17 protein-coding genes, 2 tRNA genes and 3 rRNA genes are annotated in these 23,981 nt (G+C 57.2%); 1 reads left to right on the top strand and 21 read right to left on the bottom strand.

The window, feature by feature from the left end; genetic code table 11:
• Positions 1-64 precede the first annotated feature (64 nt).
• From rrf to ACKXGA_RS10860, 5 genes are all read right to left on the bottom strand, one after another.
• Positions 65-181 (bottom strand): 5S ribosomal RNA (gene rrf, locus ACKXGA_RS10880).
• 124 nt (positions 182-305) lie between these two features.
• Positions 306-3,140, bottom strand: a 23S ribosomal RNA gene (locus ACKXGA_RS10875).
• Between the two features lie 207 nt (positions 3,141-3,347).
• A tRNA-Ile gene (locus ACKXGA_RS10870) sits at positions 3,348-3,424 on the bottom strand.
• A 3-nt stretch (positions 3,425-3,427) separates the two neighbouring features.
• Positions 3,428-3,503 (bottom strand) — tRNA-Ala (locus ACKXGA_RS10865).
• Between the two features lie 127 nt (positions 3,504-3,630).
• Positions 3,631-5,141 (bottom strand): 16S ribosomal RNA (locus ACKXGA_RS10860).
• The 16S, 23S and 5S rRNA genes sit together here with 2 tRNA genes alongside, the layout of an rRNA operon.
• 578 nt (positions 5,142-5,719) lie before the next feature.
• Here ACKXGA_RS10860 and aroD point away from each other — a divergent pair.
• Positions 5,720-6,478 carry a type I 3-dehydroquinate dehydratase gene (gene aroD / locus ACKXGA_RS10855; protein WP_423729490.1) on the top strand — a complete coding sequence of 253 codons (759 nt, stop codon included), beginning with the start codon at positions 5,720-5,722 and terminating at the stop codon, positions 6,476-6,478.
• A 63-nt stretch (positions 6,479-6,541) separates the two neighbouring features.
• Here aroD and ACKXGA_RS10850 read toward each other — a convergent pair whose 3' ends face one another.
• The 16 genes from ACKXGA_RS10850 to glgB all read right to left on the bottom strand — a co-directional run bounded on the left by ACKXGA_RS10850 (position 6,542) and on the right by glgB (position 23,946).
• On the bottom strand, positions 6,542-7,882 hold the full coding sequence (locus ACKXGA_RS10850; protein ID WP_423729489.1) for an MATE family efflux transporter: 1,341 nt from the start codon (positions 7,880-7,882) through the stop codon (positions 6,542-6,544).
• A 164-nt stretch (positions 7,883-8,046) separates the two neighbouring features.
• Positions 8,047-8,445: an ATP synthase F1 subunit epsilon gene (gene atpC / locus ACKXGA_RS10845; protein ID WP_005930258.1), complete on the bottom strand. Its 399-nt coding sequence runs from the start codon at positions 8,443-8,445 to the stop codon at positions 8,047-8,049.
• A 3-nt stretch (positions 8,446-8,448) separates the two neighbouring features.
• A complete protein-coding gene (gene atpD / locus ACKXGA_RS10840; protein ID WP_005930261.1) occupies positions 8,449-9,843 on the bottom strand; it encodes a F0F1 ATP synthase subunit beta in 1,395 nt (464 codons plus the stop codon).
• A 17-nt stretch (positions 9,844-9,860) separates the two neighbouring features.
• Positions 9,861-10,709 carry an ATP synthase F1 subunit gamma gene (atpG, locus tag ACKXGA_RS10835; RefSeq protein ID WP_098923798.1) on the bottom strand — a complete coding sequence of 283 codons (849 nt, stop codon included), beginning with the start codon at positions 10,707-10,709 and terminating at the stop codon, positions 9,861-9,863.
• Positions 10,710-10,727: 18 nt separating this feature from the next.
• Positions 10,728-12,248, bottom strand: coding sequence for a F0F1 ATP synthase subunit alpha (atpA, locus tag ACKXGA_RS10830; protein ID WP_005930269.1), 1,521 nt, complete (start codon positions 12,246-12,248; stop codon positions 10,728-10,730).
• A gap of 54 nt (positions 12,249-12,302) precedes the next feature.
• The gene (atpH, locus tag ACKXGA_RS10825) at positions 12,303-12,842 is read right to left on the bottom strand and encodes an ATP synthase F1 subunit delta (protein WP_005930273.1); all 540 of its coding nucleotides are present in this window, start codon (positions 12,840-12,842) and stop codon (positions 12,303-12,305) included.
• Entirely contained in the window at positions 12,839-13,345 is a 507-nt protein-coding gene (atpF, locus tag ACKXGA_RS10820; RefSeq protein ID WP_005930275.1) for a F0F1 ATP synthase subunit B, read from the bottom strand. The genes atpH and atpF overlap by 4 nt, the downstream gene beginning before the upstream one ends.
• A 36-nt stretch (positions 13,346-13,381) precedes the next feature.
• Positions 13,382-13,663 carry an ATP synthase F0 subunit C gene (atpE, locus tag ACKXGA_RS10815; RefSeq protein WP_005930278.1) on the bottom strand — a complete coding sequence of 94 codons (282 nt, stop codon included), beginning with the start codon at positions 13,661-13,663 and terminating at the stop codon, positions 13,382-13,384.
• Positions 13,664-13,715: 52 nt separating this feature from the next.
• Positions 13,716-14,459, bottom strand: coding sequence for a F0F1 ATP synthase subunit A (locus ACKXGA_RS10810; protein ID WP_097769728.1), 744 nt, complete (start codon positions 14,457-14,459; stop codon positions 13,716-13,718).
• Positions 14,460-14,462: 3 nt separating this feature from the next.
• Complete coding sequence (locus ACKXGA_RS10805) at positions 14,463-14,963, bottom strand: ATP synthase subunit I (protein WP_097772972.1); 501 nt, start codon at positions 14,961-14,963, stop codon at positions 14,463-14,465.
• Positions 14,964-14,985: 22 nt separating this feature from the next.
• Positions 14,986-15,246 carry an AtpZ/AtpI family protein gene (locus tag ACKXGA_RS10800; protein ID WP_117534565.1) on the bottom strand — a complete coding sequence of 87 codons (261 nt, stop codon included), beginning with the start codon at positions 15,244-15,246 and terminating at the stop codon, positions 14,986-14,988.
• A gap of 315 nt (positions 15,247-15,561) precedes the next feature.
• Positions 15,562-17,535 (bottom strand): hypothetical protein, encoded by a 1,974-nt coding sequence (locus tag ACKXGA_RS10795; protein ID WP_423729488.1) that lies wholly within the window; start codon positions 17,533-17,535, stop codon positions 15,562-15,564.
• Positions 17,536-17,739: 204 nt separating this feature from the next.
• The gene (locus ACKXGA_RS10790; protein ID WP_186851011.1) at positions 17,740-19,158 is read right to left on the bottom strand and encodes a glycogen synthase; all 1,419 of its coding nucleotides are present in this window, start codon (positions 19,156-19,158) and stop codon (positions 17,740-17,742) included.
• 130 nt (positions 19,159-19,288) lie between these two features.
• The gene (glgD, locus tag ACKXGA_RS10785) at positions 19,289-20,416 is read right to left on the bottom strand and encodes a glucose-1-phosphate adenylyltransferase subunit GlgD (RefSeq protein WP_423729487.1); all 1,128 of its coding nucleotides are present in this window, start codon (positions 20,414-20,416) and stop codon (positions 19,289-19,291) included.
• Complete coding sequence (locus tag ACKXGA_RS10780; protein ID WP_097769733.1) at positions 20,410-21,603, bottom strand: glucose-1-phosphate adenylyltransferase; 1,194 nt, start codon at positions 21,601-21,603, stop codon at positions 20,410-20,412. Before ACKXGA_RS10780 ends, glgD begins: the two co-directional genes overlap by 7 nt.
• A gap of 81 nt (positions 21,604-21,684) precedes the next feature.
• Positions 21,685-23,946 (bottom strand): 1,4-alpha-glucan branching protein GlgB, encoded by a 2,262-nt coding sequence (glgB, locus tag ACKXGA_RS10775; RefSeq protein ID WP_423729486.1) that lies wholly within the window; start codon positions 23,944-23,946, stop codon positions 21,685-21,687.
• Positions 23,947-23,981: the final 35 nt, after the last annotated feature.

The following is a 23,981-nucleotide window of genomic DNA, read 5'->3' as shown; positions in this document are numbered from 1 at the left end:
GTGCACTTCGTCAAATTTACGAAACAAAAAACGCCTCAGGAAAAATCCTGAAGCGTTCTGTTCAAGTCGGCGACTACCTATTTTCACGCGCCGTTTCCAGCGAACTATCTTGGGCACGAGTGAGCTTAACTTCTGTGTTCGGAATGGGAACAGGTGGAACCTCACCGTCATCGTCACCGACCAATATGACTGGTTCAGTATAACATTTCTGTTTTACTTTGTCCAGTGTTTTTAGAAGGACGTACCTTCAAAACTGAATAATCACTGCTCACATTTTGTCATTGACTTGAGAATTCAAGCGAATTGTGGTCAAGCCCTCGATCTATTAGTACACACTTGCTGAATGGATCACTCCACTTACACATCGTGCCTATCAACCTCGTAGTCTACAAGGGATCTTACCTGATTGAATCAGTGGGATATCTTATCTTTGGGTCGGCTTCACGCTTAGATGCTTTCAGCGTTTATCCGATCCGTACGTAGTTGCCCAGCTATGCTCCTGGCGGAACAACTGGTGCGCCAGAGGTACGTCCGTCCCGGTCCTCTCGTACTAGGGACAGCTCCCATCAAATATCCTGCGCCCACGACAGATAGGGACCGAACTGTCTCACGACGTTCTGAACCCAGCTCGCGTACCGCTTTAATTGGCGAACAGCCAAACCCTTGGGACCGAATACAGCCCCAGGATGCGATGAGCCGACATCGAGGTGCCAAACCTCCCCGTCGATGTGGACTCTTGGGGGAGATCAGCCTGTTATCCCCAGGGTAACTTTTATCCGTTGAGCGATGGCATTTCCACTCACATACCACCGGATCACTAACTCCAACTTTCGTTACTGCTCGACCCGTCAGTCTCGCAGTTAGGCTCGCTTCTGCGTTTGCACTCTTTTGCTTGATTTCCGTTCAAGCTGAGCGAACCTTTGAACGCCTCCGTTACTCTTTAGGAGGCGACCGCCCCAGTCAAACTGCCCACCTAACAATGTCCCCCGACTCGATTCAGAGCCGCAGGTTAGAATTCCAATATCGCAAGGATGGTATCCCAACGGCCTCTCCGCCAAAGCCAAAGCCTTGGTTTCCCAGAGTCCCATCTATCCTGTGCATGCAACATCGAAACCCAATATTAGGCTACAGTAAAGCTCCATGGGGTCTTTCCGTCTTGTCGCGGGTAACCGGCATCTTCACCGGTACTACAATTTCGCCGGGCGGGCTGTTGAGACAGTGCCCAAATCATTACGCCTTTCATGCGGGTCAGAACTTACCTGACAAGGAATTTCGCTACCTTAGGACCGTTATAGTTACGGCCGCCGTTCACTGGGGCTTCGATTCAATGCTTGCACATCTCCTCTTAACCTTCCAGCACCGGGCAGGCGTCAGCTCGTATACGTCATCTTTCGATTTAGCACAAACCTGTGTTTTTGGTAAACAGTTGCTTGGGCCGATTCTCTGCGGCTCCATCTCTGGAGCACCCCTTCTCCCGAAGTTACGGGGTCAATTTGCCGAGTTCCTTAACAACCCTTCTCCCGTTGGCCTTAGAATCTTCTTCCTACCTACCTGTGTCGGTTTGCGGTACGGGCACCTCAGAAATACACACAGCTTTTCTCGCCATCTTCCATCTCAGACTTCGGTACTAATTTCCCTCGATCTCTACCGGAACCAACACCCGGCTCTGAGACTTCAAATGTGTCCCTGTGCTTAACTCTTTTGGTGGTGACGGAATCTCTACCGTCTGTGCATCGGCTACGCCTTCCGGCCTCACCTTAGCTCCCGACTAACCTGGAGCGGACGAACCTTCCTCCAGAAACCTGAGGCTTTCGGCCATGCAGATTCTCACTGCATTCGCGCTACTCATTCCGGCATTCTCACTTCTATACACTCCACAGCCGCTTGCGCTACTGTTTCTCCGCGTATACAACGCTCCCCTACCCAATACATTGCTGTATTGCCTAAGCTTCGGTGTCAGGTTTAGCCCCGTTAAATTCTCCGCGCAAAGACGCTCGACCAGTGAGCTATTACGCACTCTTTGAATGAGTGGCTGCTTCTGAGCCAACATCCTGGTTGTCTGCGTATCTTCACATCGTTTTCCACTTAACCTGACTTTGGGACCTTAGCTGTAGATCTGGGCTGTTTCCCTTTTGACAATGACATTTATCTGACACTGTCTGACTCCCAAGCATCAATACTCTGGCATTCTGAGTTTGATAAGCTTCGCTAACCTCTCGGCCGCTAGGCTATTCAGTGCTTTACCTCCAGGTATCTAACTTGAGGCTAGTCCTAAAACTATTTCGGGGAGAACCAGCTATCTCCGGGTTCGATTGGAATTTCTCCGCTACCCACAGTTCATCCGCCGCCTTTTCAACGGAGGTCGGTTCGGTCCTCCATGGAATTTTACTTCCACTTCAACCTGACCATGGGTAGGTCACCCGGTTTCGGGCCCATTATATGCAACTTAACGCCCTTTTCAAACTCGCTTTCGCTTCGGCTCCAGACCTTAAGTCCTTAACCTTGCTGCATACAATCGCTCGCCGGACCGTTCTACAAAAAGTACCCTATCACGCTTTGACGCGCTCTAGGTGCTTGTAGGCACAGGGTTTCAGGTTCTTTTTCACTCCCCTCCCGGGGTGCTTTTCACCTTTCCTTCACAGTACTATACGCTATCGGTCACTGGGTAGTATTTAGGGTTGGAGGGTGGTCCCCCCGTATTCCGACCAGGTTTCACGTGTCTGGCCGTACTCTGGATCCTGCGCAGCTCTCTCCGTTTTCACCTACGTGGTTCTCACACTCTCTGACCGGCCTTCCCATGCCGTTCGGTTAACAGATTGAGTCTTAAAAGCAGTCCGTACCCCGAAAGTATTTCTACTCTCGGTTTGCCCTCTTCCGCGTTCGCTCGCCACTACTTACGGAATCTCGTTTGATGTCTCTTCCTCGCCCTACTTAGATGTTTCAGTTCAGGCGGTTCCCTCAATACACCTATTTTAAATTTCAGTGTATTGTACCTGAGTATGAACCCAGGTGAGTTTCCTCATTCAGAGATCTCCGGATCAATGCTTATTTGCAGCTCCCCGAAGCTTATCGCAGCTTATCACGTCTTTCATCGGCTCCCAGTGCCAAGGCATTCGCCCTGCGCCCTTGTTCGCTTGACCTTTCAAACGTTCTTTCAGAACATTTGGTATCCTCTTGATTCTCTCTTATTGCCAACGAAGATTATTGTTACCCTTCCTTTTGAAATTGCAATATTTCTTAAAAGAACTTACTATAATCTTTGTTTCGCAGTTATTATTCAGTTTTCAAGGTACGTCTTGGTGATGTCCTTCAAAGCCCGGTCTCCCGAAACTTTGATTTTCATCACATGGTGGGCCAAAATGGACTCGAACCATCGACCTCACGATTATCAGTCGTGTGCTCTAGCCAGCTGAGCTATTGGCCCATGTGGTGGAGATTAAGGGAATCGAACCCTTGACCCCCTGCTTGCAAAGCAGGTGCTCTCCCAGCTGAGCTAAACCCCCACATAAGGTTTTGAGTAACCCCTTTTCAGGGCCCTCAAAATCGAACAATATCTACTCTGCTTGTATCTGTCACCTGTTCCAGATGGCCGACCATCTTCGATGTTCTTCCATCTGCCTGACTCCTTAGAAAGGAGGTGATCCAGCCGCAGGTTCTCCTACGGCTACCTTGTTACGACTTCACCCCAATCACCAGTTTTACCTTCGGCGGCGTCCTCCTTGCGGTTAGACTACCGACTTCGGGTCCCCCCGGCTCTCATGGTGTGACGGGCGGTGTGTACAAGGCCCGGGAACGTATTCACCGTGGCATGCTGATCCACGATTACTAGCAATTCCGACTTCGTGCAGGCGAGTTGCAGCCTGCAGTCCGAACTGGGACGTTGTTTCTGAGTTTTGCTCCACCTCGCGGTCTTGCTTCTCTTTGTTTAACGCCATTGTAGTACGTGTGTAGCCCAAGTCATAAAGGGCATGATGATTTGACGTCATCCCCACCTTCCTCCGTTTTGTCAACGGCAGTCCTGCCAGAGTCCTCTTGCGTAGTAACTGACAGTAAGGGTTGCGCTCGTTGCGGGACTTAACCCAACATCTCACGACACGAGCTGACGACAACCATGCACCACCTGTCTCTGCGTCCCGAAGGAAAATACTGTTTCCAGCATCGTCGCAGGATGTCAAGACTTGGTAAGGTTCTTCGCGTTGCGTCGAATTAAACCACATACTCCACTGCTTGTGCGGGCCCCCGTCAATTCCTTTGAGTTTCAACCTTGCGGTCGTACTCCCCAGGTGGATTACTTATTGTGTTAACTGCGGCACTGAAGGGGTCAATCCTCCAACACCTAGTAATCATCGTTTACGGTGTGGACTACCAGGGTATCTAATCCTGTTTGCTACCCACACTTTCGAGCCTCAGCGTCAGTTGGTGCCCAGTAGGCCGCCTTCGCCACTGGTGTTCCTCCCGATATCTACGCATTCCACCGCTACACCGGGAATTCCGCCTACCTCTGCACTACTCAAGAAAAACAGTTTTGAAAGCAGTTTATGGGTTGAGCCCATAGATTTCACTTCCAACTTGTCTTCCCGCCTGCGCTCCCTTTACACCCAGTAATTCCGGACAACGCTTGTGACCTACGTTTTACCGCGGCTGCTGGCACGTAGTTAGCCGTCACTTCCTTGTTGAGTACCGTCATTATCTTCCTCAACAACAGGAGTTTACAATCCGAAGACCTTCTTCCTCCACGCGGCGTCGCTGCATCAGGGTTTCCCCCATTGTGCAATATTCCCCACTGCTGCCTCCCGTAGGAGTCTGGGCCGTGTCTCAGTCCCAATGTGGCCGTTCAACCTCTCAGTCCGGCTACCGATCGTCGCCTTGGTGGGCCATTACCTCACCAACTAGCTAATCGGACGCGAGGCCATCTCAAAGCGGATTGCTCCTTTTCCCTCTGGTCGATGCCGACCTGTGGGCTTATGCGGTATTAGCAGTCGTTTCCAACTGTTGTCCCCCTCTTTGAGGCAGGTTCCTCACGCGTTACTCACCCGTTCGCCACTCGCTCGAGAAAGCAAGCTCTCTCTCGCTCGTTCGACTTGCATGTGTTAGGCGCGCCGCCAGCGTTCGTCCTGAGCCAGGATCAAACTCTTTATAAATGATATTTATCACTTAAAAGTGTTAAATCTTGTTTCGCTCAGCACGCAATCGCTTGCGTCCTGTGTGAATTACTTTGTTTGGAATTGTTTAACGTGTTTTTCCAACACAAAAATAGGTTCCGTTACAAGTTTTTCGATATTGTTCAATTTTCAAGGTCCTGTGCGCCTCAGCCTTAGCGGCTGACGACTTGATTATTTTACCACAGAAGTGATTTTTTGTCAAGCTTTATTTTTGAGAAGCTTCTGAAGTTTTGCGAACTTGGAGTGCTTTAAGTTTCTCGGTATCAGCCGGAACTTTTCAGCGTCTATTGGTTCTTTTCAAGGGCTTCCTGCCGAGCTTTCAGAAGTCATTCTTTTGTCTCAGCGCTTGGCGCTCAAGTATAATACCACACCCCGGTGCTCTTGTCAACACTTTCTGACATCTTTTTTCCAAATTCTTTGCGCAGGGCAAAAATCCCCCTGTTTTTCTCTTATTATAATAGCCGCCTTTTCTTGACAAGGCGGCGGACAGAACGTATCATGGAGTCATCCCGTATCCTGTATGATATAGCTATACTTTAATATAAAGGAGAAGCGCCATGTCCTGTGTTCCTGTCCGTGACTGCCGTATCGGCGAAGGCCGCCCCAAAGTCATTCTGCCCATTGTAGAACGCACCGAGGCTGCGATCCTGGAAAAGGCCGCTGCGTTTTCCACACTGTGCGCCGATTGTGTGGAATGGCGTGTCGATCTGTTTGATGCAGCCACCGACCCCGGTGCAGTGGTGCACTGCCTGGCGAAGCTGCGGGTCCTCTTAAAGGAAAAGCTGCTGCTTGTGACCCTGCGCACGAAGGAAGAGGGCGGCAGCATACCGGTCAGCCATGAGGGATATCTCCGCTTCCTCCGCACGGTTCTGGATACCGATTGCGCTGACCTCATTGATATTGAGTTCTTCACCGCAGGCACAGACCTTCCCGCACTGGTTCAGGACGCGCACACCGCCGGGGTCAAGGTCGTGTGCTCCAGCCACGACTTCCACAAGACCCCGCCCAAGGCCGAGATGGTCTCCCGGATGGTGGCCATGCAGCAGGCGGGGGCCGACCTGCCCAAGCTGGCCGTGATGCCCCAGAGCCGTGCCGATGTGCTGGAGCTGCTGGCCGCCACCGCCGAGATGACCGACCACCACCCCGAAACGCCCGTCATCACCATGAGCATGGGCGCACTGGGAGCCGTGAGCCGCCTGTGCGGCGAAGCTTTTGGCTCTGCCATGACCTTTGCCAATCCCGGCACGGCCAGCGCCCCCGGTCAGGTGGGGCTGGATGTGGTCAACGCTGTGCTGGACAGCCTGCGGCTCAGCTGATCTATCAATATCAATACACAGCGCCCCCGGAGAGCGATCTGCCTTCCGGGGGTGCTTTCTGTTTTATTCTGTTTCTATTTCTCGCACGATCTTCTGAAAGCAGAAGTACGGGATCACGGTTCCGGCCACAAAGGAGGCAGGCCAGCCAAGCCAGACCACATCCAGATTCCGCATTCCCCATGCACCCACAGCCACCACTGCAATTTTTGTAATGAGCTGCATCACGCCGCCCATCAGTGCCTGATTTGCCCTGTCAATGCCGCGGAGCACCTGCTGATACACCTGCATCACACCGGCCAGGATCCCCGGCACCGCCGTGATCAGCAGAAACCGCTGCACCACAGTCAGGATCTCCGCAGACGGTTCTGCGAGGAACAGCCCCGCCATCTGGCGGCCGCAGAGCAGCAGAAACACTCCCAGCACGGCGCTGACCACCAAAGACAGCTGCAGGGAGGCCCGTACCCCTTGCCGGATGCGCTGCGGCTTGCCGGCTCCGTGGTTCTGGGAGGCATAGACGCTGAGGGAAGAACCGATGGTCTCCACCGGCATCAGGGCCAGCGTTCCGATGCGGCTGGCGGCAGTGTAGGCCGCCATGGTGGCCTCGCCAAACAGATTGACGGCACTCTGTGCCACCAGATTGCCCAGATTGTTGAAGGCAGACTGCACCGCAATGGGAATGGCCAGCACCGTGATCTGCCGCAGCAGCTTTCCATGGAGCCGGAGGTCCTGCCGCCGCATCCGCATCATGGGATATTTGCGGAACAGCAGCACCGCCGCCACCACCGCCGACAGGGCCTGCGCCAGTGCTGTGGCCCAGGCAGACCCGGCCACTCCCCAGCGGAACACAGCCACAAACAACACGTCCAGGCCAATATTGCTCAGAACAGAGACGATCAGACAGTACAGCGCTGTCTGGCTGTCTCCCAGCCCCCGGAATGCACTGGAAAATAAATAATACATCAAGGGGCAGATCATGGTGATGAAACTGATCTCCAGATAGGCGGTGGCTTCCTGCAGGGGGCCCTCCGGGGTCCCCATCCACCGCAGGATGGTACCAGAGAAGGTCAGGCCCAGAACCATCATCCCTGCCGACAGGAACAACCCCAGATACAGGCTGTTCACAAAAGCCCTCCGCATCAGCTCCTCGTTCTTTTGGCCAAAGTACCGGCTGATGATGATCCCCACGCCCACATTGATGCCGATCATCAGAGCTGCCAGCAGCAGGATCACCGGCATGGTGCTGCCCACCGCCGCAAGGGCGGTCTGACCAAGATACCGCCCCACCACGATGCTGTCGGTGATGGAGTAGACCTGGTTCAGCAGGTTGCCCATCAATGTAGGAAAGGTAAACGCCCACAGCAGGGAGATCGGCTTTCCCTCTGTCATATCCAGATTTTTCTTCACGCACATCCTCCTTTGCATCAAAAAGCTCCTTCAGAATGCCCGCAAGCACGCAACCCCGGTTTCAGGGGGGTCCCTGTTTGCAGCACTCCAAAGGAGCCTTTGTTGATTTGAATTTTCTGATACCAGTGTACCACAGCGGCGCTGATTTGTCCAGCGCTCCGGGGTCAGTGGACAGAGGTGCGGACGAGGGCGCGCTTGAGGCGGGCCTGGGCCAGCTCATATTCGCGCTCATCCAGGTCCTTCCGGGCCAGGATCTCTTCGGCGCGCTTCTTGGAGGCCTCGGCGCGGGCCTGGTCGATCTCCTCGGCCCACTCCCAGGTGGTAGCAACCAGATGGACATCCCCGTTCAGCACGGTGAGCATCCCGCCCATGCAGGCGGCGCGGCGGCGCTGGCCGTCCGCGTCCACGATATGGGCTTCGCCCATACCCAGCGCGGTGCAGTAATCACCATGCTTTGCCAGAATGGCAAGGTCGCCGTCGATGGCACGGCAGACCACCCGTTCCGCCTGACCGTCAAAGGCACAGCCGTCCGGCGTGACCACCGTCAGATGAAAGGTCGTCATGGTTTACCCTTTCTTCGCCTTGGCGAACACATCGTCGATGGTGCCCGCGAACAGGAAGGCGCTCTCGGGCAGGTCATCGCACTCGCCGTTCAGGATCATCCTGAAGCCGCGCAGGGTCTCCTTCAGCGGCACATACTGACCGGGCATACCGGTGAACTGCTCCGCAACATGGAAGCTCTGGCTCAGGAAGCGCTGCACCTTGCGGGCGCGGCTGACGGTCAGCTTGTCCTCTTCGCTCAGTTCATCCATACCCATGATGGCAATGATATCCTGCAGCTCCTTGTAGCGCTGCAGCACCTTCTGAACATCGCGGGCGATCTCGTAGTGCTCCTGACCCACGACCTCGGGGCTGAGGATGCGGCTGGTGGAATCCAGCGGGTCCACAGCGGGGTAGATGCCCTGAGATGCAATGTCACGGCTCAGGACCGTGGTGGCATCCAGATGGGTGAAGGTGGTGGCAGGGGCCGGGTCGGTCAGGTCGTCGGCGGGAACGTAGACAGCCTGCACCGAGGTGATGGAACCCTTGCGGGTGGAGGTGATGCGCTCCTGCAGAGCGCCCATCTCAGTGGCCAGGGTGGGCTGGTAACCCACGGCAGAGGGCATACGGCCCAGCAGAGCCGAGACCTCAGAGCCTGCCTGCGTGAAACGGAAGATGTTGTCGATGAAGAGCAGCACGTCCTGATTCTTGACATCGCGGAAGTACTCCGCCATGGTCAGGCCGGACAGGGCCACGCGCATACGGGCTCCGGGAGGCTCGTTCATCTGGCCGTAGACCAGAGCGGTCTTGTTGATAACGCCGCTCTCGGTCATTTCACCGTACAGGTCGTTGCCTTCGCGGGTGCGCTCGCCAACGCCGGTGAACACCGAGTAGCCGTTGTGCTCGGTGGCAATGTTATAGATCAGCTCCTGGATCAGGACGGTCTTGCCGACACCGGCACCGCCGAACAGACCGATCTTGCCGCCCTTTGCGTAGGGGCAGATCAGGTCAACGACCTTGATGCCGGTCTCCAGGATCTCTGTGGTGGACTGCTGCTCCTCATAGCTGGGGGCAGGGCGGTGGATGGGCCAGTAGGCCTCCGGGGTGGGGGCAGGCTTGTTGTCCACCGGCTCACCCAGCAGGTTGAACACGCGTCCCAGGCACTGGTCACCCACAGGCACCCGGATGGACTCGCCGGTGTCCACGGCATCCGTGCCGCGCACCAGGCCATCGGTGCTGCTCATGGCAATGCAGCGGGCCACATTGTCGCCGGTCAGCTGAGCGACCTCCACCACCAGCTTCTGGCCGTGGTTGTCGATCTCAATGGCGTTGAGCAGATCCGGCAGCTCGCCATCCTTGAACTGGATGTCCAGCACCGGGCCGATGACCTGGATCACCTTGCCGATGTGTTTTTCGGACATAGGCTACAACTCCTTTTTTAGATTTCTGCGCCTGCCACGATCTCGGTGATCTCCTGCGTGATGGCAGCCTGACGGGCGCGGTTGTAATACAGATTCAGATGGTCGATCATTTCGCCCGCGTTCTTGGTGGCGGCATCCATGGCGGTGCGGCGGGCGGCCAGCTCACTGGCCACGCTCTCGCACACGGCACCATAAACGATACCGGCCACATACTCGGGGATGATGGCGCGGAACACTTCCTCGCTGCTGGGCTTGTACAGGATCTGACTGCGGCGGGCAGCGGCCTTCTGTTCCTCGGTGGGCTCAATGGTCAGGGGCAGCACCTCCATGGTGACAGCGGTCTGGGTCATCATCGAGTCAAACCGGGTGTAGCAGAGCTTCACTGCGTCGTAATCGCCCTTCAGGTAGCCCTCGGTGATCTTCCGGGAGAGGGCAAAGCACTCACCCACCGAGACATCCGCCGCCAGCAGCACCTCTTCGGTGAACAGGTCGGCCCCGTGGTGGGCAAAGTACTCCTGACTTCTTTTGCCAATGGGCAGCACCGTGACCGGGCCCTGCTGGGCCTCCGCCTGCTTGAGCACGTTGGAGTTATATCCACCGGCCAGGCCGCGGTCGCCTGCAATCACAACCAGCAGGGTGCGTTTGATCTCTGCCCGGCGCAGGTAGGGGCTGCGGGCCCGGGGGTCTGCAGCCGCAATGCCGGTCAGCGTGTCGTGCAGCGTTTCAAAGTAGGGGCGGCTGTGTTCCACCCGCTCCTTGGCACGGCGCATTTTGGAGGAAGCCACCAGCTCCATGGCCTTGGTGATCTGCATGGTACTCTCTACGCTTTTGATGCGCAGCTTGATGTCCTTCATGGAACCTGCCATGCGTTACGCCTCCTTCCCTCAGTGCGCCTTGACGAAGCTCTCGGTGTAAGCGGACAGAACGCCCTTGAGTGCTTCCTCGGTGTCCTTGTCCAGATTGCCGGTGGTGCGGATGGTCTCCATCACAGCGGCACCGGCGGCATCATTCTCGAGATATTCGTACAGGCCCTTTTCGTATTCGGCCACATCAGCCACCTTGACCTTGACCAGAAGATCATGGATGGTGGCATACAGGATCGCCACCTGCTTTTCCACGGGCACGGGGGCCGAACGGTTCTGCTTGAGCACTTCCACAATGCGCTCGCCCTGTGCCAGACGGGCCTTGGTGTCCGCGTCCAGATCGGAACCGAACTGGGCAAAGGACTGCAGCTCGCGGTACTGGGAGTAGATCAGCTTCAGGGTGCCGGCCACCTTCTTCATGGCCTTGATCTGGGCGTTGCCGCCAACACGGGACACCGAGATGCCGGGGTTGACAGCGGGCATAACGCCCGAGTGGAACAGCTCCGTTTCCAGGAAGATCTGACCATCGGTGATGGAGATGACGTTGGTGGGGATGTAGGCCGAAACGTCACCCGCCTGGGTCTCGATGATGGGCAGAGCCGTCAGGCTGCCGCCGCCCAGCTCATTGGAGAGCTTGGCCGCGCGCTCCAGCAGACGGGAGTGCAGGTAGAAAACATCGCCGGGGTAAGCCTCACGTCCCGGGGGACGGCGGATCAGCAGCGAGAGGGCACGGTAGGCCACCGCGTGCTTGGAAAGGTCATCATAGATGATGAGGACATGCTTGCCCTGGTGCATGAAATATTCGCCCATGGCACAGCCGGAGTAGGGGGCGATATACTGCAGGGGGGACAGCTCGGAGGCCGTAGCGGACACCACAATGGTGTAGCTCATGGCACCGGCCTCGGTCAGGCTCTGCACCAGGTTTGCCACGGTGGAGCGCTTCTGGCCGATGGCGACATAGATGCAGATGACATCCTTGCCCTTCTGGTTGATGATGGTATCCGATGCAATGGTGGTCTTGCCGGTCTGGCGGTCGCCGATGATCAGCTCACGCTGGCCGCGGCCGATGGGGATCATGGAGTCGATGGCCTTGATGCCGGTCTGCAGGGGTTCCTTGACCGGCTGGCGGTCGATGATGCCGGGGGCCGGGCTCTCGATGGCCCGGAACTCGGTGGTCTCAATGGGGCCTGCGCCGTCGATGGGCTGGCCCAGTGCATTGACCACGCGGCCGATCATCGCCTCGCCCACGGGCACGGAAACGACCTTGCCGGTGCGCTTGACGGTGCTGCCTTCCTTGATGCCGACATCGGAGCCCAGCAGAACGATGGAGACCGTGTTTTCCTCCAGGTTCTGGGCCATACCGTATTCGCCGTTGTCAAACTGAAGCAGCTCACCTGCCATGCACTTTTCCAGGCCGCTGGCCCGGGCGATGCCGTCGCCTACCATGATGACCGTGCCGACTTCGCTCTGCTCGATGACATTCTCGTAGTGCTTGATCTGGGCACGGATGATCTTGGAGATCTCTTCAGGTTTCAGTTGCATTGTCTTGTATTCACCACTCAATTCTTAAAATCTTTCGGGTGGAAATTCGATGGATCACAGTGTCACGGACGCGATATCCCTGCGCAGCGCCGCCAGACGGTTCTGAACCGTGCCGTCCAGCTCGGTGCCCTCGATATCCAGCCGGATGCCGCCCAGCACAGCCGGATCGACCTTTGTTTTCAGATCGATGGTCTTGCCGGTGAGCTTTTCCAGCTTTTCGTGCAGGCTCTTCACCTGCTGCTCCGTCATTGCCACTGCAGTGGTTGCCGCTGCTTCCAGAATACCGTGTGCCTGATTGTAGCGCACCCGGTAGGCCCGGGCGCAGCCGGGCAGCTCCCGCAGGGTGCCCTTCTCGCACAGGATCTTCAAAAAGTTCAGCACATAGAGGTGGACCCGATCCCGCAGTGCTTCGTCCAGCAGGCCGCAGCGCTCCTTTTTGGGGATGCTGGGGGTGCTGAGCAGGTGCAGATACTCCGGGCTTGCCTTAAAAAGCGCCACGGCCTCGTCCAGCTCGCCCAGAATGCGGGTCTCCAGCCCTTCCTCCGCTGCCAGGTCATACAGGCTTCCGCCGTACATCCTTGCTGTCTCGGTCATGATGCTTCACCCACGTTTTTGATAAATTCGTCGATCAGGTCCTTGTGGTCGGCTTCCTTGATCTCACGCTCGACCACCTTGGAAGCGATCTCCATGGCCATGCCGCCGATCTCGTCCTTTGCCTCGTTCACAGCCTTCTTGCGCTCCTGCGCAATGTCAGCCTCCGCCTTCTGCTTCAGGGCAGCGGCCTGTGCACGGGCCTCGCCCACGATCTCTTCACCGCGGGCGGTGGCTGTTTTCTGGGCACGGGCAACGATCTGGTTGGCCTCGGCGCGGGCATTCTGCAGGTTCTGCTCGTACTCCGCCTTCATGGCCTCAGCCTCCGTGCGCAGCTTTGCAGCATCGGCGATCTGGCTGTCCGCCTTGGCCTTGCGCTCGGCGATCACCTTTTTGACCGGATTCAGCAGGAACTTTTTGAAGATGAGCAGCTGGATCATCAGGTTGCAGATCTGGGCCAGAAAGGTCCAGCCGTCCAGCGTGATCAACGCCTGGTACAGTTCCATAAGCGTCTCCTTTCGTTCTTTTGTAAAAGGTTCCGCTTATGCCAGGAACTTCATAAACATGCCGGGTGCCAGGAAGATCAGCAGCAGGCCGGTAACAAAGCCGTAAATACCGGTGGTCTCGGAAAGTGCAACGCCCAGGATCAGGGTGCTGGTCACGTCGCTCTTGCACTCAGGCTGGCGGCCCACGGCCTCACAGGCAGCGGCGGCAGCGTTGCCTTCGCCGATACCGGGGCCGATACCTGCGATCAGTGCGCAGCCTGCGCCGATGCCGCAGCCTGCCAGGGCGATACCACGAGCAAGGTACTGAAAGTCAGTCATAAGTTTTGTCCTCCAAAAAAGTTTTTGTTTTGGGAGATGCCGTTGTGAGGGCTTAGTCCTCACCGGCAGCACGTTTGATGAAAATTGCGGTCAGGGTACAGAAGATGAACGCCTGAATGCAGCCGCCGAACCAGTCGAAATACAGGCCCGTAAAGGCCGGGATGCCGATCTGGAACAGCTGGATCTGGCTCAGGAAGCCGGGCAACCAGCCGAAGATGACATGGCTCAGGCTTGCCAGCGCCCAGTACAGCAGTGTGGAAATGACAGTACCGGACAGGATGTTGCCAAAGTGACGGAACGCCATGCTGACGGGGGTCGAGATCTCCGACAGCACATTGATGGGTGCCATAATGAAGATCGGGTCCAGCAGGCCCTTCAGATAGGAAAGGATGCCGTTGGTCTTGATCTTGTAGTACATGATCAGCACAAACACCACAATGGCCCACGCGGCCTCGGTGTTCAGGTCGGCCGTGGGGCTCCACAGGCCAATGACACTGATGAGGTTGCAGCCGATGCTCAGAGCGAAGATCGAGCCGATCAGGGGGATATACTTGTCAAAGTGATACCCCATGTTGTCGTGCACGAACTGATCCAGCCGCTCCACGATGAACTCGGCTGCGGCCTGCCGCTTTGAGACATTTTCCAGCTTGAGGTTGCTGCCCAGCCAGATGGCCAGGCCCGAAAGCAGCGCCATGACGATCCAGGTAGTGACTAGGGTCTGGGTGATCTTGAGATCGCCCAGCAGGGGGATATCGGTATGGATGGTATACAGGATCTTTGCGCCGTTCAGTTCCATTTGTTACGTTTCACCCCCTTCGTCACGGGGTGCAGCCTCCGGCTCCGGGGCGGGTTCGGGGTCGTCCTCCACAGAGACATCCACCGAGGGCCCGGCCGGTGCAAGGGGCTTGTACTTGCCGGTTATTTGCAGGTAGTAGATCGTAACACGCGGGAACAGCAAGGGCAGAACGCTGGCAAAGGGCTGGAAGCAGGGTGCCCCGATGGACACGATGATCCACACCGCCTGCAAAAGCATTCTGACGTTGTAGGAAGCTTGTAATGTGGCTTTGCGCCGCTTCTCATCCTGCTCGTCGATGACCTTCTGACACACGATGCAGATGCCCGCAAAGTTGCCGATGGCCACGGCCGCGCCGATGAGACTGCCCAGAACGACAGTGTAATCAAATTTCACCCAGCCAACCAGGTGCAGCGCCGCAAAGGCCACCCACAGGGCAGCGGTACAGATGGCCGTGCCGCAGGCGATGCGCGTCAGCTCCTTTTTGGATTCCGGCTGTAGTTTCATAAAGGGGAACCTCCTGTGATGTTTACTGATGTGAGTTGAACCCCACCCGCTTCGGTTTTTCCTTTTTGGTGCGGTCCAGGTGTTCCTTGGCAAAATACCAGAAGTTCTGCGCCCCGGAGGCAAGGCCCAGCAGGATGGCCGGCAGGAACACCCATTCCGGCCAGCTCCAGCTGTTCACCGCCCACCAGGCACCGCCAAGGCACATGACCAGCGGCAGCAGCATATTCAGGCCCAGCTGGGTCAGCCAGACAAGATCTTCCAGCGCCTTGTACCAGCCCTTCATGCGGTGTCGCCCTCCCTCTGTGCGCAGGCCCGAAACAGCAGCCCGCCGCACCCTTTCGCAATGGTTTCGCTCCGGTAAAGAAGCTTATATGGATAGTATAATTCAATCCACTGAACTTTTCAATCAATTTTCCACCGATTTTTGGTAAAACTTCATAGTTCGTTCACACTAACGCCATAATTGTACGTCCACGGTGGAGTATGTCCGTCTCCGGCAGCATCAATACCAAAAATATGATATGTTTCTTGTGCAAAACACAAAAAACCGCCCAGCTCATTTGAGAGCCGGGCGGCGGTTATCCTGGAAGTGCGGGGGTCAGCTGTCCTTGCGCTTGATCCACACCTGCGTGCCGTAGAAGGGATTGGCAGTGCCAAGGCACAGGCCCTGGTCGGTGACGGCGAAGGCCCGCAGACCATGGTTGTAGGGGTCTCCAAAGCCGTCTACTGTGATGGTCTGGAAGTTCACGCCGTCCTCCGAAACATACAGGTCAAAGCCCTGCTTTGCCTTGCGCATGTAGTTGAGCAGCCGGATGGCACTGGCGATGTTGTCGATCGTGATGTTTTTAAACACGAATTTGTAGGAAAATTTGATGGTCTGGGCCAGGGTGTCGGGGTTCCCGTTGCCATCGGGGTCCGTCGCCTGCAGTGCCTTCATCAGGGCCTTGAGGTAGTCCCACTGGGTCTTCCACTGCGCGGGGGTGCGCGTCAGCAGGTTGCCGTTGACGAACTGACCAATGCACTCCAGCATGCTGCTGGTGTCAAAGGTGCCCACATACAGCTTGCCGTCGTACACCTGCATCCGCCAGATGTACTGGTTCTCGCTGCGCCCAAAGCCGGACCCCAGCCCGGACAGACTGCCGTTGGGGAACATCCTGGTGGCATTGCCCACCACAAGCTCCATGTTCTCGTCCCTGTCCATGCGGTACAGGTTCACCGACTGTTCCAGATTGGCGTTGATGAACCGGCAGTCCAGTCCGCCGCCAAACTGACCGTTGGCGTTCTTGCCGGTCTTGGCGAAAAGGATGCGCTCCAGCGCGATCTCTTCATCGTTGTACTCACCAATATAGAGGTGGTCGTTGTACACGATCAGGTTCGCCGCACCGGAGCGGGTGCGTTCCGGGTCGATGCCGAAGGTGTAGCGGGCACCGTCCTTTTCCTGATCGCCTGCCACGGGTGTCCATGTGAAGGTGCCGTCCGCATTCTGGTCCCCCCGCACCAGTGCAAAGGACTGCATGGTGTTGTCGTCCGGCATATTGTCCTCGGTGCCGGTGCAGATGGACACATACAGCCGATCGTTGTACTCAGCCATATCCCAGATACTGCCGCCGTAGATGCTGTCGGCGTAGTGATAGGCGGGGTAGTTGAACAGGCTGTCGGAATCCGCGATCTGGGTAAAGCCCTTTTCCGGGTCGGAGGAGATCAGCAGGGCGGCGCTGCTCTTGCCGGTGGCGGCATCCATGGTCACGTTGCTGATGACCAGCTGATCCTTGTAGACACACATACCGCGGATGCCCACGGAGATGCCCTGCTGGTAGGCTGCGGCATAATCCTGCACACTGTTCAGACCGATATACACCGGCTTGCACTCGTCAGTGGCCGGGTCCACCTGCCAGATGCTGGGCAGAAAGCCGATGCCGCCGCCACCCACACTGCCGCAGAAGTACAGCTTGCCGTGATACTCCAATGCGTTGCGGAACAGGGGTGTGTAACCGTTGTAGGAGCCGGACATCAACACCTTGGTCTCGCCGGTCTTGGTGTTGATCTTCACCAGCACGCCCTTGGGCCGGCCGCCATCCTCCTCGGTCAGAAAGAAAGTGCCGTTGTAAAGGGCATCAAAGGTGGCGGCAAGCACCTTGTCGTCGTATTCGTCGCCCAGACTGCTCTTCATCAGGGAGAGGGTGTTGCCGATGGCGGCGTAGCAGGTGCCCACATACAGCCAGTCCCCGTAGCCGACCGCTGACCATGCGTAGTTCTGCCCCCGGTCACCGGCGTTGTAGGCGGCATCCTCCGGGTCAGTCACAACCGCCACTGCACCGTCTCCCAGATAATCCACGATGCCGTCTGCGGTTTTGACATCCTTTTCCGGGTGGGTGATCTTCTCAAACGTCTGGTCGTCCTTGCTGTAAAAGAAAGCGTTGCATTCGTCGAGAGGTTCCGGAGTGGTCAGTTCCTCCCAGCCATCGGCCTGCCCGACCGCCTCCGTGCCTTCTGCCGACACCGGAAGCTGCACCGGCAGAGCGGACAGCATCACTGCTGCCAGCACGCCGCTGATGACACGTTTCCAGTTCATATCGTTCTCCTTATCTACTCTGCCATTTCTTCAAAAACAGGAAAGAGCTGTCAATATTTTTCATTGTAGCACAGTCCTGCCGGAAGTGCAAAGGTGCCTTGCTGCTTTTTGCGGATGATCTTTGTAAAATTTGTGTAGAAGTCCGCAAAAAAGCCGCCCGGCTCCTGCGAACCGGGCGGCAAAAGGCAGACTTTTGAGAATGATTTACCAGAGGTTTGCGGTCTCGTTATACAGGCCCTCGTAGCTCTTGGCGGAGAGATCCCAGCTGAAATCGCATTCCATGTCGTGCTTGACGAGGTTGTGCCAATCCTCTTTGTTGTAGTAGCGATCCTGTGCACGGCAGCAGGCATCGTACAGCTCATGGGCGCTGTAACCGGCAAAGGTAAAGCCGTTGCCCTCGCCCAGCGTGCAGTCATGGATGGAATCCCGCAGGCCGCCGGTCTCGCGGACGATGGGAGGCGTGCCGTAGCGGCAGGCCACCATCTGTGCCAGGCCGCAGGGCTCGCTCTTGGAAGGCATGATGAACACGTCTGCACCGGCGTAGATCTCCTGAGACAGGGCGGGCTCAAAGCCGATGTAGGTGCCCACGCGGCCCGGGTGACGGGCGCACAGGTCAGAGAAGAAGGTCTCGTACTGGTTCTCGCCGCTGCCCAGAATGACCAGCTCGATGCCGCGGTCCACCAGACCGTCGGCAACGCTCTGCACCAGGTCAAAGCCCTTCATGCCGACCATGCGGCTGACCATGGCAAAAACGGGGCTGCCGTCCTTGTGCAGGCCAAACTTGTTCTGCAGGGCCTCCTTGCACTTCGCCTTGCCCTCTTCAAAGTTGGTGACATCGTAGTTGAAGGGGATCTTGGGGTCGGTGGCGGGGTTATTGGCCTCCATATCGATGCCGTTCAGAATACCGCAGAGCTTATACTGCTTTTCCCGCAGCAGGGCATCCAGACCGTAGCTGAACCAGGGGTCCAGGATCTCCTGTGCGTAGGTGGGGCTGACGGTGGTGATCTTATCCGCCGTCTCAAAGGCACCCTTCATAAAGTTGGCGCAGCCATCGTACTCCACAATGTGCTGGTCACGGTGGCCGATGCCGCAGGTATCCTCCAGGATATCGGTGCCGTACTTGCCCTGATATGCGATGTTGTGGATGGTGAAGATGGTCTTGATCCGGTTGAACTTATCCAGATGGCGGTAGTACAGGTTCAGGTAAACGGGAACCAGTGCGGTCTGCCAGTCGTTGCAGTTGATGATATCGGGGGTGAAGTCGATGTAGAACAGGGTCTCCAGCACAGCGCGGGAGAAGAAGGCGAAGCGCTCGCCGTCATCGTAGAAGCCGTACAGGCCGCGGCGCTTGAAGTAATACTCGTTGTCCAGGAAGTAGTAGGTCACGCCGTTGACCTCAGCCTTGAACAGGCCGCAGTACTGGCTGCGCCAGCCCACGGGCACCGAGTAGTTGGTGACATACTCCAGCTTGTCGCGCATTTTCAGGTCGCCGTACAGGGGCATGATGACGCGGGCATCCACGCCGTCCTTGACCAGAGCCTTGGGCAGGGAGCCTGCCACGTCGGCCAGACCGCCGGACTTGGCAAAGGGGGTCGCTTCCGAAGCGGCATACAGGATCTTCATAGTATTTCTCCTTTCCAGAAAAAAGGGCGGATACGCAAAGAGCGGGCGGGGGCGCAAAGGCCCCCGCCCCTCTTTGAGAGGGGCTACCGGGGAGGGGAGCCGCCCCTGTGAAAGTTTCAGTGTGTCAGGCTCAGACGGTGTGGTTCTTCTGAACATAGACCGGGAAGCTCTCGGTACCGGAGAGCTTCTTGTCGGCGGTCACACGCACGTTCTTATCGGTGACAACGCAGTCCAGCTGAGCGCCTGGTTCCACAACGGTATCCTGCATCAGGACACAGTTTCTGACCACAGCACCCTTCTTGACGCGAACGCCGCGGAACAGCACGCAGTTCTCCACGGTGCCCTCAATGACACAGCCATCGGCCAGCAGGGAATTGCTGACGGAAGAGCCGTTGACGTAGCGCACGGGGTTGTCGTCACGGATCTTGGTGTAGACAGGGCTCTCCTTGGGGAACAGAGCGTTCAGGTTCTTCTCATCGATGAGCTTGAGGTTCTCATCAAAGTAGCTCTTCATGTCGCAGACATGGGCCACATAGCCAGTGTACTCCAGAGCACGGATGTTCAGGATGTTGACGTTGTGGGCCAGAATATCACGCTCAAAGTAGATCAGGCCACGGGAGGTCGCATCCTTGACCAGCTTGATCAGGGTCTCGCGCTCCAGAACGTAGATGTTCAGGTCCAGGTTCTGGACACCGGAGCGGTAATCGTTGAACAGCAGCTCGGTCACACGGCCATCGGCATCCACAGTCAGGGTATAGTTGTCGTTCTTGCGGCCCTCGGGGATCTCGGTCTTCTGGTAGGCGACGGTCACATCCGCGCCGCTTGCCTGATGGGCAGCCAGCAGGGCGTTGAAATCGTAGTTGATGGCGATGTTGGCATCGCTCATCACAACGTACTTCTCCTTCTGGTTCTCCAGGTAGCTCAGGATGGAACCCAGAGCCTCCACACGGCCGGAATAGATGCGCACGCCCTTTTCTGCAAAGGGAGGCACGATGTTCAGGCCGCCGTGACGGCGGGCCATATCCCATTCGCGGCCGGTGCCCAGATGATCCATCAGGGAGTGGTAGTTCTTGCGCACCACGATGGAGACATTGGAGATGCCGCAGTTTGCCATGCTGGACAGCATAAAGTCCACCATGCGGTAGCGGCCTGCAAAGGGGATCGAAGCCATGGTGCGCTCAGTCACAAGCTCCGGTACGGTGTTATCATAGCTGTTGGGGAAAATGATGCCCAACGCATTGTTGTTCTGGCTCAGCATACTTCCTCGCCCTCCTTGACGGAATCAAATACTTTGGCACCCTCTTTTACGGTAGCGCCTGCGCCAACGGTAAGGCCGGTACCCACATGTGCAATGGGGCCCTCGCCGCCGATCTTGGCACCGGCACCCACCACAACGTCCTCAGCCAGGATGCAGCGCTTGACCACGGCACCTGCCTTGACCACAACGCCATCCATCAGGACAGCATCCTCAACGGTAGCGCCCTCTTCCACGGTAACGCCTGCGCTCAGGACAGAGTGCTGGACGCGGCCATAGATCTGGCAGCCCTCGGTGATGAGGGAATCCTGCACCACGGCGCGAGGGCCGATCTTCTGGGCGGGCAGCACGGGGTTGCGGCTGTAGATCTTCCACTTCTTGTCGAAGATATCAATGCCGGAGTTCTCGGGGTCCAGCACTTCCATGTTGGCTTCCCACAGGCTGTCGATGGTGCCCACGTCACGCCAGTAGCCGTTGAAGTGGTAAGCATACATCTTGCGGCCATCCCGCAGCAGAGCGGGGATGATGTTCATGCCAAAGTCGTTCTTGGAGTTGGGATCAGCCTCGTCCTCTTCCAGGTACTTCTTCAGCACATCCCAGTTGAAGATGTAGATGCCCATGGAAGCCAGGTTGGACTTGGGAACCGGGGGCTTCTCCTGGAACTCGGTGATCTTATCGTTCTCGTCTGCCACCATCAGGCCAAAGCGGGAAGCTTCCTTCCAATCGACCTCCATGACAGCCACGGAGAACTCCGCGCCCTTTTCCTTGTGGAAGCGCAGGAAGTCGGCGTAGTCCTGCTTGCAGATCTGGTCACCGGACAGGATGATGACGTACTCGGGATCATAGCTGTCGATGAAGCTGATGTTCTGGTAGATGGCGTTTGCAGTGCCCTTGTACCAGTCGGTGCCCTTTGCCTGCTCGTAGGGGGGCAGGGTGTGCACGCCGCCGTACAGGCGGTCCAGATCCCAAGGCTGGCCGTTGCCGATGTACTCGTTCAGCTTCTGGGGCTGATACTGGGTTGCGATGCCCACAGTATCAATGTTGGAGTTGACGCAGTTGGACAGCGGGAAGTCCACGATGCGGTATTTGCCGCCGAACCCCACTGCAGGTTTTGCCGTTTTCTGTGTCAGCGCGTACAAGCGCGAGCCACGTCCGCCGGCAAGGATCATTGCCACAATTTCTTTTGCCATAGCTTTATTCTCCCCTTTTACACATTTCCGGATTTATTGGATTTGGAAATGGTTTGACTGTGTTGTGCGGATGCGCCCCGGTCACTCCTCGGTCTTGGCGGCCTTTTTGGCGCGGGGCTTGCGGGCAGGCTTTTCGGCTGCCGCGGGGGCAGCTTCAGCGGGCTCGGCTTTGGGTTTGCGGCCCCGCTTGGCGGGTGCTGCTTCGGGTGCGGCAGCGGCTTCTGCCTTGGGCTTCCGGCCGCGCTTGGCCGGAACCTTTTCCGGTGCAGATTTCGCTTCTGCCTTTGCCTTGCGGGTGGAGGTCTTTTTGGGCTTTTCCTCCTTCACGGCAGGCTCAGCCTTGGCGGTCTTCGTGGTCTTGGCGGCTGTCTTTTTGGCAGCGGTCTTTTTCACGGTCTGGGCCGTCTTGGCCGGATCTGCTGCCTTGCGGGTGCGCTTGGTGGGCACCTCAAAATACAGGGTGCTCATGGGCGGCAGGGTGATGGTAATGCTCTGCTCAAAGCCATGCAGGGGCTTCTTGTGGGTGCGCACGGACTTGTTATGGACCGCGCCGGAACCGCCGAAGGCCTCGTCATCGCTGTTCAGCACTTCCTTGTATGTACCTGCCACCGGTGCGCCCAGGGTATAGCCCTCGCGCAGGACGGGGTTGAAGTTGCAGACCACCAGAATCTGCTTGCCGTTTGCGTCCTTGCGCAGGAAGGCGACCACGCTCTGCTTGGAGTCATCGGGCACGATCCACTGGAAGCCCTCCCAGCTGTAATCGATCTGCCAGAAGGCGGGGTGCTCTTTATAAAAGGCGTTCAGGGTCTTGACGTAGTTCTGCAGCTCGGTGTGCTTGTCGTAGTCCAGCAGCATCCAATCCAGCTGCTTTTCCTCGTTCCACTCCGTGAACTGGCCAAACTCCTGCCCCATGAACAGCAGCTTCTTGCCGGGGTGGGCCATCATGTAGCCGAAGAAGGTGCGCAGGTTGGCAAACTTAGCATCGTACTCGCCCGGCATCTTGTTGATCAGGCTGCCCTTGCCGTGCACCACTTCATCGTGGCTGATGGGCAGCACAAAGTTTTCGCTGAAGGCATAGAAGAAGCTGAAGGTGACCTTGTTGTGGTTACCCGCGCGGAAGAGCGGGTCGGTCTTCATGTAGCTGAGCATGTCGTTCATCCAGCCCATGTTCCACTTGAAGTTGAAGCCCAGGCCGCCGTCGCTGGCCGGTTTGGTGACCATGGGCCATGCGGTGGACTCCTCCGCGATCATGCACTTGTGGGGGTGGCGGCCCAGAACCGTATCGTTCAGCTTGCGCAGGAAAGCCACTGCTTCCAGGTTCTCCTTGCCGCCATTCTTATTGGGCTCCCATTCGCCCTGCTTGCGGTTGTAATCCAGATACAGCATGGAGGCCACGGCATCCACACGCAGACCATCGATGTGATACTGCTCCAGCCAGTACAGGGCGCTGGAGATCAGGAAGCTCTGTACCTCGCTGCGGCCGAAGTCGAACACCATGGTGCCCCATTCTTTATGCTCGCCGCGCTTGGGGTTGGGGTCCTCGTAGCAGGCTTCTCCGTCAAAGTTGTACAGGCCGAAGCCATCCTTCGGGAAGTGGGCGGGCACCCAGTCCATGATGACACCGATGCCGGCCTCATGCATCTTGTCCACAAAGGCCATGAAGTCCTTGGGGGTGCCGTAGCGGCTGGTGGGGGCAAAATAGCCCGTGACCTGGTAGCCCCAGCTGCCGTCGAAGGGATACTCCATCACGGGCAGCAGCTCCACATGGGTGTAGCCCATCTCCCGGATGTAGGGGATCAGCTCGTCGGCCAGCTCGGAATAATTATAGGGAACCTTTTCGTCCTTCAGCTTCCAGCTGCCCGCGTGCATCTCGTAGATGTTCATCGGGCCGTTGATCACGTCCGCCTTTTTCTGAGCAGTCTGCCAGGCATCATCGTGCCAGGCAAAGCCGGTGATATCGTAGACCTTGCTGCCGTTGGAGGGCCGGGTCTCCGCGTGGAACGCATAGGGGTCGGCCTTGTAGATCAGGTCGCCGCCCCGGGTGGTCACACAGTACTTGTAGACATCGTATTCCTTTACGCCGGGGATGAACAGCTCCCAGACAGAATCCCCATCCACTTTGCGCATCGGGTGGCTGCCCGGCTTCCAGCTGTTGAAATCGCCCACCACACTGATGGCGGTTGCATGGGGTGCCCAAACACGGAACACCACACCGGACTCTCCGGCGCGGGTCTCAAGGTGTGCACCAAAGTAACGGTATGCTTCGCAGTTGTTGCCCTGCTTGAACAAATAAATCGGCAGATCCGAGGGATCTTTCTGGATCTTTTCTTCCGTCGGTCTCATAAACAGCTCCTCCCCGTACAGGCCGCAGTGAACCT

Source organism: Faecalibacterium hominis (ex Afrizal et al. 2022) (assembly GCF_049545105.1).
In the GTDB taxonomy this organism is placed as follows: Bacteria; Bacillota; Clostridia; order Oscillospirales; family Ruminococcaceae; genus Faecalibacterium; species Faecalibacterium duncaniae.
This window is presented reverse-complemented; position numbering and strand designations above follow the sequence as displayed.